Consider the following 16185-nt stretch of genomic DNA (forward strand, 5'->3'; position numbering starts at 1 on the left):
GATGAACTGGAAAATTATATTAATATTTATCTCAGAACTAATTTATTAGGCAAATAAATAATAAGTAAAGGAGGAATATAAAGAATAGTTGAAATAGTATAAACAAAAGAAAACTAAACACGGAATAACTGCTAATAAAGGGCATAAAAATAAACGATAGAAAAATTCACCTAAGAAACTAATTTTAAGAACGAATCTGGGACACAATGCTCCCAGACAGAAGGAATCCGAATAAACGGTGTAAGCAAAAGAAATCAAGACTTTAAACGATACGAGAGATTGAGACAAACACCCATGAGGGCTATAGCCCTCATGGGTGTTTGTCTCATTTAGAGAGGTAAATGAACAGAATATGAAAGTTGATCGATCGCATTAAAGTTCTTAGGCCAAAAAAATTCCACGTTAAACAATTTGTCAGTTACTTCCACAGCAGTTTTATCATATGGATAACGAGGTTTACTTGATAAACGAGTAATAGTAGGTGTTTCAATCAACTTGTCTATTTCTTGAGTATCAAATTATTTCCCACGGTCTATATGAAATATCCGGATTATAGTTAATGACTTTTAACCAGAAAAAATACTTCTTTCACCAGCGGTGTTGTTTTTATAAGCACACACTTTCGATTATATAGAGGTGTTAATCTATTATATTGTTATATAAATAGACCACTAAAAATTCAATTATTTCCTCTTCAGAGTATGAGTTCAGCATAAGTATCCAACTTCTCAAAATAATTACAACACCTGAACAACATAAAATGGCTATTACATCCACGGGCATATCACTTTTTATTTTTAAACTAGTATTTTCTATAAAAAAGAGAATTCTCTTCCTAAATGATTCTTCATGTATTGAGCGTATCTCATCGACATCTCTACTGCTATAAATATTATAAAAAATTTTTTTGTTGGCGGAAATATTACTAATAATGGAGTGTACAATATCTTCTATTTTCATGTGATTATTTTGAAATTCGACAGTATGATCTATTCTTAGCTGATCCATAGATTTTAATAATAGGTCAAATTTGTCTAAATAATAATCATAAAATGCAGTTCTACTTATCTTCGCTCTTACACAAATATCATTTACAGTTATTTTTTCGAATTTTTTTGTTTCTAAGAGTTCTAACAGTGTTTTCTGTAAAGATCGGTTAGTTATATTTTCTTTTTTTTTCATTCTAGCACCTCTTTTTAAAACTTTTTTTATATTTTGTTAGATACATTACAAAAAAAGAGATTTGTAAATTACATATCGTTATTATCTATAGTAATGTATTGAGTGTAGTTTAACATTATTTTTTAGAATAATGAATTCCAAAAGAGAATAGGAGAATGCGAAATGAAAAATGTTATTGTAGTTATTTTTTCTGATGAAGGTAAGACATACGAAGTCTTATCAACTATGAAAAACTGGTCAGGTAGTACAAAGGTACTTTCTGGATGTGTGATAAAAAATACAGGTGAAGGTATCGTAGTAAAAGATGGCTTTGATTTCGAAAATGATGCTTCTGGATGGGCAAGTGGTGGATTAATTGGAAGTTTAATTGGTCTGATTTCTGGACCTTTGGGTATGTTACTAGGTGGAAGTATAGGCGCTTTAATCGGTCTTGCTTCAGATGATAATAAAGTCGTAGAATCTGAAAAAGTTATTAATCAAGTCATCTCAAAACTAGATAACTATAAATTAGCTCTTATTCTAGTAGTGGAAGAACCTAATATCAATGAAATTAATAACTTTTTTGATGCGAATGATTGTGCTGTGTTTTATAGACATTCATTCAGCCAAGTTGAACAGGAAGTTAAAGAAGCAGAAAAGCTACAAAAAGAACTAGCTAGAGAAGCAAGAAAAAAATTACAGTAACTATTTATATTACGTCTCGTAAAAATGTGGTCAGGACACTTTATAAGGATAGTCAGATAACGCACAGATAAATTAACAAAAAAATTATAGAAAAGTGAAGGTGATTTATATGTCACAGGGAAGCAAAAAAATAAATCTAGGCTATTTTTTATTAGGAATCTTATACCTAATAGTCTCACTTTTAGCTTTTAGAAATCCAACAGGAAGTTTATTATCAATAGCTATAGTCTTTGGTATTACTTTTATTATAAAAGGGATATATGAAATACTTTTTAGTAAAAGAAGCTTCTTACTTATATTAGTTTCAATAATCGATATTATGTTAGGTATTTTACTGATAACAAAAATCGGTGTTAGTTTAGTAATATTGCCCTATATATTTTCAATCAGTTTTATAGCTAATTCTATTTTTGGTGTTTTTACTAGTAGCATGATTAAAGGTACTTCTAAATTTGAACGTTATTTTTTAATTGTATTAAATATCTTAGGTATTTTTGCGGGTATTTTCTTACTATATAACCCTATTAGTTCAGTTCTAACATTAACGTTCATTGTAGGCGCTTATTTTATGATGGTAGGTATACAATATTTTCTTGCGGCATTTAATCTATCATAGAAGAATAAAGTAAATCTGAACTAATTGATGATGAAGAGGTTTGAACAGAAGTATTTATTCAGATCTATAGAGGTTAAGATAGGACTTATAAAGTTATGCTGAGTCTCTATCTTGATAAAAGGGTAGTCACCTATAAAAGTAAGAAAATCACCATAAGCGGAATAAAAATATTATTATAAGGAGGATACCCAATTGAATTTATCTATTACAAATTTTAGAGATATTGGTGGTATAGCCGTATCGAACGGAACTTTAGTAAAAGACAAATTTTTTAGAAGTGGAGAATTAGTAAATTTAACATCAGATGATATCTATTTTGTGAAAGAAGTATGCAATATAGACAAAATCTATGATTTTAGAGAACAAAAAGAAATTGTGAAGTCTCCCGATACTGATATCAATGGAGTAATCAATCAGAATATTGATATTCTTGCAACAGCAACAATGAAGAATGTTTCTTTTTCAGATATGATTAAAAATAGCCAAGATGAAGAAACTATTCATCGGAAAATGTTAGACACATATAGAGAAATAATTGTCAGTCAATCTGCTTTGAACGGTTATAGTCATTTTTTAAAAGATTTGCTAGCCAGTGATTATGGTGTTTTATTTCACTGTTTTGCAGGAAAAGACCGTACTGGCTTTGGGGCTGCTTTGATTTTGAAGATAGCTGGCGCATCAGATGAACAAGTGATTGATGATTATTTGAGAACTAATATCATGAGAAAATTAGAAAATGAAAGGCTGATCGAAAAATGGAAGGATAAACTAACAGATCAACAAATTAATGCCTTGTCTAAAGCGTTAAACGTCAATTTAGATTACTTAAACTATGCCAAAAAGGTAATTATTGAAAAATATGGAACCTTTGATAATTACTTATATGATGGTTTAAATTTAGACAATACGTTTATTGAGATGTTTAGACGAAAATATGTTGTCGCTGTTTCTTAAAATACAACCTATTTGAGGGAGAGAACAATATAGTGAAAAAAACAACAGTATTCTATGGTTGGAGAATCGTTTTTGCATGTTTTATATTAATGGCTTGTATGATTCCGCCTGTTGTAACAATGGCTAGCAAATTTTTAATTCCTATAACAACGGAATTTAACATAAGTAAAAGTAGTTTTACCTTAAGCAATACTATACTTCAAACAATGGGTATTTTTTTATCACCTATTATTTCCAAAAATTTATCTAATGGGAAACTGAAAAAACATTTAGTTTTTAGCATTATAGGATATAGTATATCTTTTGCTTCTTACGGACTTGTCACTAATATATACATGCATTATGTAATATCATTTGTTTTAGGTGTATTCTACCTTAACGTAGGGACAATCCCTGTTTCTATACTTATAAATAATTGGTTTGAATATAAAAAAGGTGTTGCTATGAGTTTAGCTATGGCAGGTACTGGAATAGGTGGTTTTTTGTTTAGTCCTCTAAGTACTTCTTTATTAGAAAATTTTGGCTGGCGTAAAACTTACTTAATAATTGGAGTGATTGTTTTTCTGACAGCAATGCTAACGACGACTTTATTTATAAAAGAAAAACCAGAAGATATAGGTTTAGAAAAATTAACAAAAGATAACACGATTGATAACGTGCCTATAGTTGACAAAGGAATCTGGGACGATTTTAAATCTTATAAAAAAAAGATATTTGTTTGGTTGATTCTTATAGGCATGTTGCTAAATGGTATTGTTCATAGTGGATCTGTAGGACAATTTCCTGCTGCTTTTGAAATAAAATATGGCGCTATAGTTGGTTCATTAGCTGTTTCCATCTATTCTATTGTCGGAGTATTTGGAAAAATGATTATGGGAATTCTTAATGATAAAAAAGGTGTGATCTATAGTATTATTTTTGGAACTGCTGGATTTTCCCTGGCATTCATCTTATTGATGAGTACGTCCAGCAACGAAGGTTTATATTTATTATCTGTATTCTATGGTTTAGGGATGGGGTTAGGAGCTGTCGTACCACCACTACTGATAGGAGCAATATTTAAAGGCGAAAATTATAGTGTAGCCTATGGTTATGTAAATAGTATGATGCAAGCAGGGATGTCATTAGGAGCAATGTTTGTATCTATGTTAGCAGATAAGTTCAATACCTATACTGTAGCTTGGTTTATTCTGCTAGTATTTACAATAGTAGCCTGCGTATTATGGATTTTAGGTTATCAAAAATCTAAAAGCTATTGGACTAAACACTTGTAATACAATTTTTATGGATTCTATATTCAAACGTTATGTTAACTAAAGAGTATAAATAAGAAATAGATAAAATGGAGGAAATTGATTATGGATAAGAAAAAAATAGTAATAACAGGAGCTGGAAGTGGTTTTGGACGAGACTGGTCAATCGCTTTAGCTAAAAGAGGACATGAGGTCATCGCATTAGTAGAGACAGTTTCCCAAATCATTCAAGTTAAACAACTTGCAGAACAAAATAAATGTACAATAGCTGTTGAAAAAATTGATATTACTTCGAAAAAAGACCAAGAATATGCTTGGAAAAACTTTCCAAATATTGACATTTTAGTTAATAATGCTGGTATTGGAGAAGGGGGACCAATTTCAGAGATCCCTGTAGAGCTTGTTAGACATGAGTTTGAGGTGAATGTATTTTCTAATTTAGAATTTACGCAAGGTTTCATTAAACAAATGGTTCGCAATAAAAAAGGGAAAATAATATTTATATCTTCAATAGCTGGATTTATTGGAGGACGATTCAGTGGTGCCTATGCAGCTTCGAAACATGCAGTAGAAGCGATTGCCGAAGCCATGTCCGATGAGTTGGAGCCTTTTGGGATTCAAGTTGCTACAATAAATCCTGGACCTTATCAAACTGGATTTAATGATCAAATAATTAAAAATTTGAAAAAATGGTATGATCCTAAGATTAATTTTATTGATGCCTCTGATACTTCATTTCCAATTGAGCAAGATGATCCTAAAGATATAATACCTGGCGTCATAGCAGTGATCGAATCGGATTCAGATTCATTTAGAAATGTTTTTCCTAAAAAATACGAAAAGATTATAAAGGAAGAGCAACAAGCGATTTGGACTAAAAAACAAAATAAAAATAGCACAATTAAAAAATAAAAAGACAACATAACAGGATAACTGGAACATCGCTTCAAAAATTGAAAAGAGAGCTTGAGACTTATGTCTCAAGCTCTTTTTTTAGTTATACTGCTACAGTAAATAGTAATATTTCTATTTTTAAGTAACTTAAAAATCTTTATATTTAATAAAAAAAGTATGATGCACAAGCTCGCTTTGATGATTTATTATTGAATAAAGCAAAGGAACCGTCTGATTAGAGTCAGAGAAAAACGTTTCTTCCATTAGAGATAAGGATATAAATACCGTAATATAAATCACTTCATACTCTTATCTGTATGTATTGTGAGTCCAAAAATTAGGAGGATGATTTAAAATGAAAACACAGAAAATTAGTTATGGTGCAAGCAGAGAGTGTTTTTTTGATTTAATGATTCCCGATGAAGAACAAGTTTGTGGCCCCATTATTGTACTAATACATGGAGGTTACTGGAGAACGGAACTTACGAATGCGACCTTGACTCCGTTGCAACAAAAATTAGCTAATGAAGGATTTATCAGTTGTAATGTGGAATACAGAAGAGGACAAAAATATCCATGGCCAATTCCTTTAAAGGATGTTCGGAATGCAATCATCCAAATTAAAAATAGGTTTAAAGGTATGGCGATTATTTTAATAGGTCATTCGGTAGGCGGACAACTTTCATTATTGAATGCGGATATCGTTGATAAGGTAGTTGGCTTGGCTCCTGTTATAGACTTAATCTACACCCGTGACAAAAATTTAGGGGATAGTGCTGTAACAGAGTATTATGGACAATTTGCTTCGGATGAGTTGTTGAAACAAGCGTCTCCCATTCATCATCTTCCCTTAGCTTGCTCGCTTAGTCTAATAATACATGGAGCAAATGACCAACGAGTGCACATAGAAACTTCGCTAAACTATTTTAGGGATAATCTTTCAAAAAAGAATAATATAGATATGCTAGTTCTTCACGACATGCCGCATGGTGAAATTATTCAACCAGAACAAGAGCATATTTCACTCATGATTCAATGGATAAAAAATGTAGTTCTTCTGCCAAGAACGAAATAGAGCTTAAGACTGGATTAAAAAATTGGAAAATTAGATAGTTACTGTTACTTTTCGATGGTTTAGTTAGAAGAATTAATGTAATAATTCTATATAAACCCATTTAAACTATTGTTATAAAAATAGTTAATATACTAAAACAGTAAAAAAATGAAATAAATATTAAATAGTGGACTGGTTTGGGAATCAGTCTTCTTTTTTTTGATAAATGTTGATTTATGTACATTTTATCAACTTAAAAATTTTTATATTTAATAAAAAAACATGAGCCACAAATTCTTTTTTATGATTTATTATTTAATATATCGATTGAAAATAAATTTTTTTAAGATTATTTACAAATAAAAATAAGTTATTAAGATTAAAATATTTATCACGGTATTAACCGAAATAACTTTAAGCAAATACCATTTTATAAAGCAAACAAAAAAAATAATAGAAAGGTGGAATTAATCATGTGTGCTATCGGTATCCTCTCTACATCAAATAATACCAAAAAACCATATTTGAATGTATTGAAAAAATTAAATTTTGATCCCCAGTTTCTTCAATTAGAAAATTTTGAATATAAAATTGAGAAGTTGGAAATCTTAATAATTGATGAAATAGACAGTTCTGATTCTGTCGGATGTTATGAAACAATTCTCAAAGCCAGAAGTAAGTTCGATGGCTATCTATTATTGTTGACGAAAAATAAAATAAAGACAATTGATTTAGTGTATTTACAGCTAGGAGTAGATGGCATAGCAAGAGAAGATGTAGATTACGAAGTGACGTTTATTCAATTAAGACGTTTAGTAGATGTGATTACACAAAAAGTACATTCTGAAAAAGAACAAGAAGAGAGCCCTGACCAGATAAAGCTTAACTTGAAAAATAATAGCTTCATCAAAAATGATGAGGAAGAAATACAGTTGACAAATATAGAATATCAAATTTTAAGTACTTTAATGGAGAATAAAGGAACGACAGTATCCTATGATGAGCTCTATCAGGAAGTTTGGGGACAAGATAAAAAAGCAGATGAAATGCGTCAATATTTGATCGCCAACAGTATTTTCAAAATACGGACAAAAATAGGCAAAAATAGTTTTGGTCAAAGTTATATTAAAACCATTCGGACAAAAGGCTATGCTTTTGTAACGAAACCTTGAAGATCTTAATAAGATATTGAAGGGAATCAAGGAGGTGGTGGCTTAAGAAATTCAATGATTCAATCAATACCATAATTTTAAAGAAAGGAGAAGAAAATGAATAGCCCAAAAAAGAAAATAGTGGGTGTCACTATTGGGGTAGCATTGTTAGGGATCGTTCTACTAAACATTATGTTCAAACCAGTTGCACCTATCTTAGCGAGTCCAGATAAGAAGAGTGAAAAAAGTCTAAATAAGCCTGAAACGAATAAGGAATCTGTAGATGAGCAAAATTCGTTAGTCAAAGCTAGTTCTAGCTTAAGAGCATTGGACCCAGTTGAAAATCCAGAAGGTTTGAAAGCTACACCAAAGGTCTTCACTTTAGCTAAAAATACACCTTTTCCCAATTTAACTACGGAAGCTGGGCGTAAGACACTTTTTTCAGAATTGGTCATCCCAAATCCACAATTTGGTGCTCATTATGAATATGTGACTGCAGATGGTTCTCCAGCTACACCAAGTAGCGCCGAGACAGGATTTAAACTAATTTATGTGGAAATTACTGAAAGCTATAGTCTATCGAGTATACGTGTACCTATTCCAGTAACCATTACGGATACATCAACTACCTTATTATTAGATAATCAAGTAGGCATTCAAACAAGTAATGTCAATGGAAAAATTATTTTATATCCAGATGAGGTAAAAAACAAAACAGCGGAACAATTGCAACAACTAGTAAAAACTAGATCGAATGTTAAGGCTTGGAGCACAGAAACAGGAGAAGAAGTAGCAGTAGATGTTCTGAGCACTACGATTGCTACTAAATCTGTTGGGACCTATAAAGCAGAATTTGAAGTAACGCTAGGTTCAGAAACAGGAGAAAAAAAGGCAACAACTCAAAGAGATGTGTTGGTATTTGGTGCTGATATAAAAGCACCTAATTATTTTACAATTGTACAAAAGGGAAATTTGGCGATGGGAACCAATGCTGCCAGTATTTTTTCGAAATATCAAACATTGAGTACGACAACCGCCAGTAACGCAACCTATGAATGGGTAGCGGATGAAGCGGGAACGCCAACAGTACCTGCTAATAAGTTTGATTCTAGTAATACGGGATTTCATTGGGCTTATATAAAAATGACTGAGAAAACTAATACAGCAGTTTCAACAGTGATTCCAATTCCGGTGACTGTAACATTAGAAAATCAAACAGTGATTGTCAGTTCAAAAGTAGGAGTAAGTTATGATGTACCGATTCTAAAAGTTAGTGAAACAAAAGGGAAAACAATTCCACAAATTATCAGTATATTAACACAAAAAATGTCTTTGAAAGCGTGGGATACAACCACAGGTGAAAACTTAGATACAAGAATCACCAGCTCTTCAATCAATAGTTCTAGTCGAGGGAAAAATGAAGTCGTTGTAACAGTTGTGCTAGGAACAGAGTTACTGAAACAAAATATCAGTGTATTGGTTGTTCCTGATGCTGTCCTTGGGGCAACTGATATACAAGAGTGGCAAAATCTTCCATTGAATTCTACTGATGGTGTAATCACCAACCCAATCAATGGGTCTAAGATAGGCTTTCTTAACAGGGGATTAACGGATAGTATCGCAAATGATGTAGGATTTAGAATTCAAGATCAATCAAATAGGGGATATGTATACTCTGCTGGTACAGGTAGAGTAGCTACTATTCCAGGAGTAAACAACCAGGTATTATACAGAACCATTTGGGAGAGAACAGCTGGCTTAGGTTGGTCTGGAGCAGCTTCAAATATATCCACTAAATATTTCCTACGTAAAGGAAATGAATTGAAAGAAGTGTTAGTTGACGAGGCTAACAATATTATGTATGTCTACAATTTATCGATTAGCCGTAATTTAAACTTTTCAGTCAAGCTGGATATGTATAACCTTTCGAATATTACGAAGAGTTTTTCAATGTTAGAAAGTGTAGATACCGATTACTATGTGGATAGTGTACCGATATATGCGCTGAGAAATAATAGTGGATTTTATATGCAGCCATCATCAGGTAATCGATTTACAGTCAAGCTAAAAGATGGTAGAGGAAATTGGCTATCAGATTATAGCAAGTATATTGCTGGGGCTTATTCACTTATTGGTGTATCACAAGGCACAAATTATTTTGGAAACTCTTTTCTTACAAACGGTACTGAAAGTAGAAACTATAATGAAGGACAAGTTATTGCATCAGGTGTCGATTCGGGATATCAATTAGGTGCGCCGTGGAAAAACATTGCTCCTGATGAAGCGTTGAAAACAGGTTATGAAGTTTTTGCGGGACAAGAAATCCCTTATATGCAACTAAAGGCAAATCCGGAAGTGTTCAACATTTATTCAGATTCTACTGAAGAGCTAAAGACAGATTATAAGTTAAGTAAAATTCCAACTGTAAACGAGCAGGGCACGATTTATGTAACGTATCCTAATGGAGAGGAAGCTAGATTTCCTTTTGCATCGAATAATGTCAAAGAGTTCGATGGCAGTTTAACAATTCCGTTAAGTACTTTGCCGAAACAAGAGAATGAAAAATATGGATCTATTCATAAATACGAGACGTTGATGCAAGCAGTTAATGAAACAGACGGTCCGATGAATGGTTTACCTTCTCAAGACTACTCTATCAAAGTCAATGTATACAAATTAGGCGGAACACCAATTGCCCAAACAATCAAAAAAGACAGTGTTTGGAGTAAGACAGCTCAGGGATTGATCAAAGACCCTATTGTTATGGTAGGTCATACAGCAACCTTTGAATATGTCAATCCAACCAAACCTGTTGATACCTCAAAAGTTGGTCTGCAATATGCAGAAGTTCGGATGACAGATAAACAGGATTCCTCTCAAACGACAGTGATCAAAGTACCTGTCATGGTTGTGGAAGGAACACCGCCAACGTCTGGATTAATAATTGGAGCCGAAGATATTGCGGTCAAAAAAGCAGAAGTTTCGGGCTTGACAGATGAACAGTTGAAATCCTTTATTCTAAAAAAATCTGGTGCTATAGCGTGGGATGTTGCAACAGGCTTGAGTGAAGGGGTGGAGTTGTCCGTTACGGAAACATCATTGACGAATGATCCGGACACTACAAAAACACATACAGCTACGATTCAAGCAAAAAAAGGAACGACAATTAAAACAAAAACGATTCAAATTCGGGTTAATGCAAAACTAACAGTAGACTTCTTAGATGAAAATGGGAATCCATTACATGAAGCGTATACAGATGTAAAAGCATTGGATACAACGGTCGATCTGACTAAAATCACAGCGATCACGGATATTTTGAATGCGCTAAAGGAAGAAAATTATGATTTAGTGAAAAAACCGGATAACGAAATCATGACGATCGTGGACGGTGAAAATAAAGTGAGCTATCAATTCAATGGCTCTCTAAAAATTCTATCAGCACCAGATGTGTTAGATTTTGAAACGAAAAAAGCGACGATTAATGCGGTGAAATTTAAAGACCCTAAAATCATAGGGAACCCCTTGGTTGTATCCGATACACGAGCAGATAAAGTGAAATGGAACCTCAAGGCAAAAGTCGATCAACCTTTAACGAGTTTAGAGGATGAACGAGTGAAACTTCCTGATTCGATCAAGTACAAGTATCAAGAAGATGAGTTGACATTGACGGATGAAAGTAGCGTGATTTTCAGTCACTTAAATACAGTTTCAGGCCGTTATGATATCACACAAGAACGCTGGTCTAAAGGGGACGGCTTCATGTTGGATCTTGCGCCAGGCGCCATTAAAGCACTTGGGAAATACCAAGCACAAATCACGATTACTTTGGAAAATGCAAAATAAAAGGATGGAGGAAACGAATGAAAAAAAATAATGTTACAAGATTCATCATCTCCTCTCTTCTTTTACTCTTTCTTGTAATGATCAATGGAAGAGTTGCATTTGCCCAAGAAGGGGCAGAAGTTCCAACAAAAGGAGAAATTGTCTTATTTGATGATGAAACGTCAAGCAGCAGTAGTCAACCGCCGACTGCTAGTTCTTCAGAGAAAGTAACTAAGCCTAAGGGCAGGTTCCCATCAACTGGAGAATTAGTCAAATACGGTGTTTCGATTGGTGGAAGTCTCTTACTTCTTTTAGTGATTTTCTTGTATCTGCTAAGAAAACGAGATCGAAATAAAGGGAAGGAGCAATGAGTCTATGAAAAAAATTCATTGGATCCCTACGTTACTATTTTTCGCGGTTGGTCTGAGCAGTCCCGTTAGTCCGAGTTATGCCGAAACGTCAGAAAAAGGGGATATGGGTATTTCGTTTAAAGGGCTGATAGACCCAGATTATGGGGTGTTAGATCCAGAAAACCCAAGTAAAGAGCTGGAACCTGATGGTGATTATGGGCATACGACAGGAGCCTTACGAATCGATTTTGTTCCAAATTTTTATTTTAGTCGTAACAAAATTACCGTAAGTGACAGCACCTATCCTTCAGATGCATTGCTGTTTAAAGGAGCTATTGCTCCTAGAGGGCAGTTTATTCAAGTGTCGGATTATCGAGAAAACCAAACCGGGTGGAGTCTACAAGTGCGACAAGAACAACAATTCACCAATCAAAAAAAAGCGGGCAGTCAGCTTGATGGTGCCGTTCTTTCCTTTGATAAATCTTGGGTCAATACGTTCAATGGAGCAAGCCATTTACCTTCAGTGTCAAAAGAGGTGATTCGCTTGAACAATATTGGGGAAACGTATACCTTAGCGCAAGCGTCTAAAGGAACAGGCGGAGGAACTTGGAGCGTGGTTTTTGGCGCATCAAAAGATAATCTAAATGAAGAAACAGCCACGTTAAATCCTCGTTTGGATGAACATGGAAAACCAGTTATTGATATTTCTAAGGAAAATCAAGCTATTTATATGAACGAAGCAGTTCGTTTATCACTTCCTGGCGGCACAAAAAAAGAGCCAGGAACTTACTCAACGGTGTTAACTTGGATTATTTCCGAGCTACCATAAATAAAACAAAGAATACTAGGAGGAAACACAAATGAAATTAACACACAAATTATGTAGTGCTGCACTATTAGCAGCTGTTGGGGTTGCAGTCGCAGTACCAGGAATCACAAAAGCGGATGATACAACCTTTAAAGGGGATATGGATATCCAATTTACACGTAATACAGAGGACGATACAAATACAACACGTCCAGGTTTGACGGATTCAAATGGTGAAAAAGATACAGATATCGAATCAGGAACAATCACTCGTCCACTTAAACCAGTTGTTTTTGGGATCCAAGATGTGACGCCATTAAGTTTTGGTGAAAATGCGGTTGTGACAGATGGAAATGATCGTGTATTCTGGGCAAAAAACTATACAGAAAAAAATGGTGTAATGGCCAATAACGTTGCGATCAAGGATGTCCGTAGCACATTGAACCATAACTATACATTAACAGCGCAAATCACTAAACCAATGACAACAACAGTCAAAGAAGGCGCTGAAAGCGTAGATCGTAAACTAGATGGTGCGACATTGCTTTATAGAAATATCGGACGTAAAACAAATGTAGCGCAAGAAATCGCTCTACCTGAAAGTGCAGTGAAAACATCTGCGGAAGTTTCAGAAGCAGCACCAGCCATTGTAGTAGATAACAATGGGGCAAACAAAGACCAAGGTCAAGGACAAACATATATCCACTTTGGTAAATTGACAGCAACTGGGGAAGAAGCTTCTACTAAATCTGTTAAATTAACGATTGGTAAAGAAAAATCAATCTTTGAAGGCGACTATAAAGGGGAAGTAACTTGGGTATTAACGGCCGCTAAATAGTCAATCACCGACTTTTGATTGTTAAAAGAAACAAGCGAGTTACCGATCCGTCTGGATCGGTAACCTATTTTTTAAAAGACTAGAAGGGAAAACATTATGACACGATATTTGAAACGAAGTATATATTTTTTATTATACATAAGTTGTTTAACGATACTGATACCACAAACTACATATGCCAACGAAGATGCATCAAGTATCGGCTATAGCTATAAGATCATCAAGCCGGAAAACCAAGTTGGGAATGCAGGATATTTTGATTTGCGGATGAAACCTGAACAAAAGCAAACCGTTGACATTGAGCTATACAATATGACCGATAAAGATCTTTCAGTTGATTTGTCTGTTCATAGTGCCAAAACCAATAGTAACGGAGTGATTGAATATGGTCCGACGAAGCTAAAAAACGATCCTTCTTTGAAATATGATTTAAAAGATATTGTGAAAGTCCCTGAAAAGGTGACGATACCGCCAAAAGGAACACAAAAAGTAGCGGCAGAAATTTCTATGCCACAAGAGAAATATGATGGGTATATTTCAGGGGGAATTTATTTACAAAAATCTGAGACAGAAGCAGAAAAAAAAGCTAGTGAATCCGCTCAAGGCGTTGTGAATAAGTATGCTTTTATCATTGGTATGCTGTTAAGCGAGTCAGATACAAAAATCCAACCTGAATTAACATTCAATAAAATATATGCAGGTTTAACCAATTATCGTAATACTTTTCTAGTCGATTTTACCAATACTGAAGCCACATATGTAGAAGGTATGACCGTTGATGCTCAAATTTTTAAAAAGGGATCAGATGATGTTTTATATGAAACAAAAAAAGAAAATTATCGTATGGCTCCAAATTCTGCAATGACTTTTCCAATTAATTTAAATGGAGAATCCTTTATTGCTGGAGACTATGTAGGGCGTATCCGTGTAACGGCTGGTGACAAAAAATGGGAGTGGCAAGAAGAGTTTAAAATCACGCAAAAAGATGCAGATAAATATAATGCAGAAGATGTCTCTTTGATACAAGATAGAGGGATCAATTGGAAGATGATCTTAATGATCGCTGGCGGGATTTTAGTTATTTTCCTACTCATTTATTTAGTGACTAGAGCTGTATCCAATAAACAAAAAAAGAAGCGTAAAAAAACAAAAAAGAAAAGATAACTGGGGGATGAGCTAGAAGATGACGATACTAAGTTGGGTTTTTATTGGCTGTTTTTCTGCCTTCTTCATCAGTGTTTGTCTAGGTATCTTTTCTTTCGCTCAATTTTTTGTAACAACGAAAGAGATGAATGAATTAAACCGAAAACGTCCCAAAAAGAAAGTAAGAAGGAAACGTTGGCTAAGAGCTAAAAAAAGAGTAGAACAAAAGAAAAAAGCACAATTAAAGAGAGCAATTGTATTAGTAATGATCAGCTTTTCTTTCATGGGCAGTGGTTTTTATGCTCGGCAGTATGAAATGACGAATCTTTCTTCAACAGATGGCAATATTATTGTACAAAGCTATTTTATTACGGACGAGGTAAATAAAAATTTAGTCAGTCTTCAAAATGGTGCAAGTGGTGATGAAATAAAAGAAAAGTTAATGGAGTTGAGTTCCTTATTGGCTTCTTATGGAAGTGCAACCCCGTCTAATAGTTTGTCTAAAGAAGGGCAACAGGCACTTAATCGATACTATGTACAACTCCGTGATTATGGTACGAATCTCTATTCCTTAACAAGTGAGCAATTAAATAACCAGGAAACGATTGTGTCCTATATGGATGATTTGAACCGAATCAAGAAGACACAAACCAAGTTATTCAAGCAATTTAGCGTTGATGAAGCGGCACTAAAACAGAAAAAATAAATTCAGTCAAAGGGGTTTTAATATGAGTGCTAAACGTAGTATGACGAATCACTCACACCCTAAAAATAAAAAAAATTCTGCAATAAATAGAAAGAAAAAAAATAAAGCTAAGCGGCTTCTTGAGAGAAAACAGAGACAAAAGAAAAAAAGAAAAGCTCGTATCAAACGAATGTTGCTAGAATTTGGATTGAGTCTATTTTTCCTTGGGGTCGTACTTTTTCTTTTATCGGTCTTTACCTTTTCATTTACCAAAGTCAAAGGGTATTCTATGATTCCGACTTTAAACAATGGTGAGTGGGTTTTTGTCAATAAATTAGCAAAGCCAAAACGGTTTAAACTGATTGTATATAAAGATGCTAAAAGCAAGGAAACATCGGTGAGAAGAGTCATTGGGATGCCGCAAGAAACAATCTATTATAAAGAAGATAAGCTCTATATCAATGATACTGAAGTATACGAGCGCTTTTTGGAAACAGAAATTCAACGGGCAAAGAGTGCGAAAAGTTCCTATACCGAAGATTGGTTCCCTAAAATCACCACGATACCGAAAGGAAAGTATCTTGTTTTAGGAGATAATCGTCCCTATGCAGCGGATAGTCGAGAATATGGCTATATCGACGAAAAAGAGATTGTAGGGGTTGTCGAAATGAGAGTACTTCCTATTCATCAAATCCAACAATTTTAATAGGATGAGTCAAAATGAAAGAAGGATGGTTACGATAGACGT

15 protein-coding genes are annotated in these 16185 nt (G+C 34.0%); 14 read left to right on the plus strand and 1 reads right to left on the minus strand.

Annotated features, from left to right (window positions below; translation table 11 throughout):
* Nucleotides 1-639: 639 nt before the first annotated feature.
* Nucleotides 640-1182, minus strand: a complete 543-nt coding sequence (locus A5821_RS14850) for a TetR/AcrR family transcriptional regulator (protein ID WP_086315499.1) — start codon at nt 1180-1182, stop codon at nt 640-642.
* A gap of 162 nt (nt 1183-1344) precedes the next feature.
* Between A5821_RS14850 and A5821_RS14855 the strand changes: the two genes are divergently transcribed.
* From A5821_RS14855 to lepB, 14 genes are all read left to right on the plus strand, one after another.
* A complete protein-coding gene (locus A5821_RS14855) occupies nt 1345-1866 on the plus strand; it encodes a DUF1269 domain-containing protein (protein WP_086315500.1) in 522 nt (173 codons plus the stop codon).
* A gap of 109 nt (nt 1867-1975) precedes the next feature.
* Nucleotides 1976-2482: an HdeD family acid-resistance protein gene (locus tag A5821_RS14860; protein ID WP_086315501.1), complete on the plus strand. Its 507-nt coding sequence runs from the start codon at nt 1976-1978 to the stop codon at nt 2480-2482.
* Nucleotides 2483-2674: 192 nt separating this feature from the next.
* Nucleotides 2675-3436, plus strand: coding sequence for a tyrosine-protein phosphatase (locus tag A5821_RS14865; protein ID WP_086315502.1), 762 nt, complete (start codon nt 2675-2677; stop codon nt 3434-3436).
* 32 nt (nt 3437-3468) lie between these two features.
* A complete protein-coding gene (locus A5821_RS14870) occupies nt 3469-4710 on the plus strand; it encodes an MFS transporter (RefSeq protein WP_086315503.1) in 1242 nt (413 codons plus the stop codon).
* Between the two features lie 84 nt (nt 4711-4794).
* Nucleotides 4795-5601 (plus strand): SDR family oxidoreductase, encoded by an 807-nt coding sequence (locus A5821_RS14875; protein WP_086315504.1) that lies wholly within the window; start codon nt 4795-4797, stop codon nt 5599-5601.
* A gap of 337 nt (nt 5602-5938) precedes the next feature.
* Entirely contained in the window at nt 5939-6658 is a 720-nt protein-coding gene (locus A5821_RS14880; protein ID WP_086315505.1) for an alpha/beta hydrolase family protein, read from the plus strand.
* A 452-nt stretch (nt 6659-7110) separates the two neighbouring features.
* Nucleotides 7111-7809 (plus strand): winged helix-turn-helix domain-containing protein, encoded by a 699-nt coding sequence (locus A5821_RS14885; RefSeq protein WP_086315506.1) that lies wholly within the window; start codon nt 7111-7113, stop codon nt 7807-7809.
* A 96-nt stretch (nt 7810-7905) separates the two neighbouring features.
* Nucleotides 7906-11634: a hypothetical protein gene (locus A5821_RS14890; RefSeq protein WP_086315507.1), complete on the plus strand. Its 3729-nt coding sequence runs from the start codon at nt 7906-7908 to the stop codon at nt 11632-11634.
* A 17-nt stretch (nt 11635-11651) separates the two neighbouring features.
* Nucleotides 11652-11984 (plus strand): LPXTG cell wall anchor domain-containing protein, encoded by a 333-nt coding sequence (locus tag A5821_RS14895; protein ID WP_086315508.1) that lies wholly within the window; start codon nt 11652-11654, stop codon nt 11982-11984.
* A gap of 4 nt (nt 11985-11988) precedes the next feature.
* Nucleotides 11989-12792, plus strand: a complete 804-nt coding sequence (locus tag A5821_RS14900) for a WxL domain-containing protein (protein ID WP_086315509.1) — start codon at nt 11989-11991, stop codon at nt 12790-12792.
* A gap of 31 nt (nt 12793-12823) precedes the next feature.
* Nucleotides 12824-13609, plus strand: a complete 786-nt coding sequence (locus tag A5821_RS14905) for a WxL domain-containing protein (protein ID WP_086315510.1) — start codon at nt 12824-12826, stop codon at nt 13607-13609.
* Between the two features lie 96 nt (nt 13610-13705).
* Complete coding sequence (locus tag A5821_RS14910) at nt 13706-14773, plus strand: DUF916 and DUF3324 domain-containing protein (RefSeq protein WP_086315511.1); 1068 nt, start codon at nt 13706-13708, stop codon at nt 14771-14773.
* A gap of 19 nt (nt 14774-14792) precedes the next feature.
* Nucleotides 14793-15458 (plus strand): hypothetical protein, encoded by a 666-nt coding sequence (locus A5821_RS14915; RefSeq protein WP_086315512.1) that lies wholly within the window; start codon nt 14793-14795, stop codon nt 15456-15458.
* 22 nt (nt 15459-15480) lie between these two features.
* Nucleotides 15481-16143: a signal peptidase I gene (gene lepB / locus A5821_RS14920; RefSeq protein ID WP_086315513.1), complete on the plus strand. Its 663-nt coding sequence runs from the start codon at nt 15481-15483 to the stop codon at nt 16141-16143.
* The last annotated feature ends 42 nt before the right edge of the window (nt 16144-16185 follow it).

The sequence above is a fragment of the Enterococcus sp. 7F3_DIV0205 genome (genome assembly GCF_002141365.2).
Classification (GTDB): domain Bacteria; phylum Bacillota; class Bacilli; order Lactobacillales; family Enterococcaceae; genus Enterococcus_L; species Enterococcus_L palustris.

Coding starts and splice junctions, on each gene's coding strand:
- A5821_RS14895 (WP_086315508.1), top strand. CDS start 11,652: ATGAAAAAAAATAATGTTACAAGATTCATCATCTCCTCTCTTCTTTTA.
- lepB (WP_086315513.1), top strand. CDS start 15,481: ATGAGTGCTAAACGTAGTATGACGAATCACTCACACCCTAAAAATAAA.
- A5821_RS14850 (WP_086315499.1), bottom strand. CDS start 1,182: ATGAAAAAAAAAGAAAATATAACTAACCGATCTTTACAGAAAACACTG.
- A5821_RS14910 (WP_086315511.1), top strand. CDS start 13,706: ATGACACGATATTTGAAACGAAGTATATATTTTTTATTATACATAAGT.
- A5821_RS14900 (WP_086315509.1), top strand. CDS start 11,989: ATGAAAAAAATTCATTGGATCCCTACGTTACTATTTTTCGCGGTTGGT.
- A5821_RS14860 (WP_086315501.1), top strand. CDS start 1,976: ATGTCACAGGGAAGCAAAAAAATAAATCTAGGCTATTTTTTATTAGGA.
- A5821_RS14890 (WP_086315507.1), top strand. CDS start 7,906: ATGAATAGCCCAAAAAAGAAAATAGTGGGTGTCACTATTGGGGTAGCA.
- A5821_RS14855 (WP_086315500.1), top strand. CDS start 1,345: ATGAAAAATGTTATTGTAGTTATTTTTTCTGATGAAGGTAAGACATAC.
- A5821_RS14885 (WP_086315506.1), top strand. CDS start 7,111: ATGTGTGCTATCGGTATCCTCTCTACATCAAATAATACCAAAAAACCA.
- A5821_RS14915 (WP_086315512.1), top strand. CDS start 14,793: ATGACGATACTAAGTTGGGTTTTTATTGGCTGTTTTTCTGCCTTCTTC.
- A5821_RS14880 (WP_086315505.1), top strand. CDS start 5,939: ATGAAAACACAGAAAATTAGTTATGGTGCAAGCAGAGAGTGTTTTTTT.
- A5821_RS14905 (WP_086315510.1), top strand. CDS start 12,824: ATGAAATTAACACACAAATTATGTAGTGCTGCACTATTAGCAGCTGTT.
- A5821_RS14875 (WP_086315504.1), top strand. CDS start 4,795: ATGGATAAGAAAAAAATAGTAATAACAGGAGCTGGAAGTGGTTTTGGA.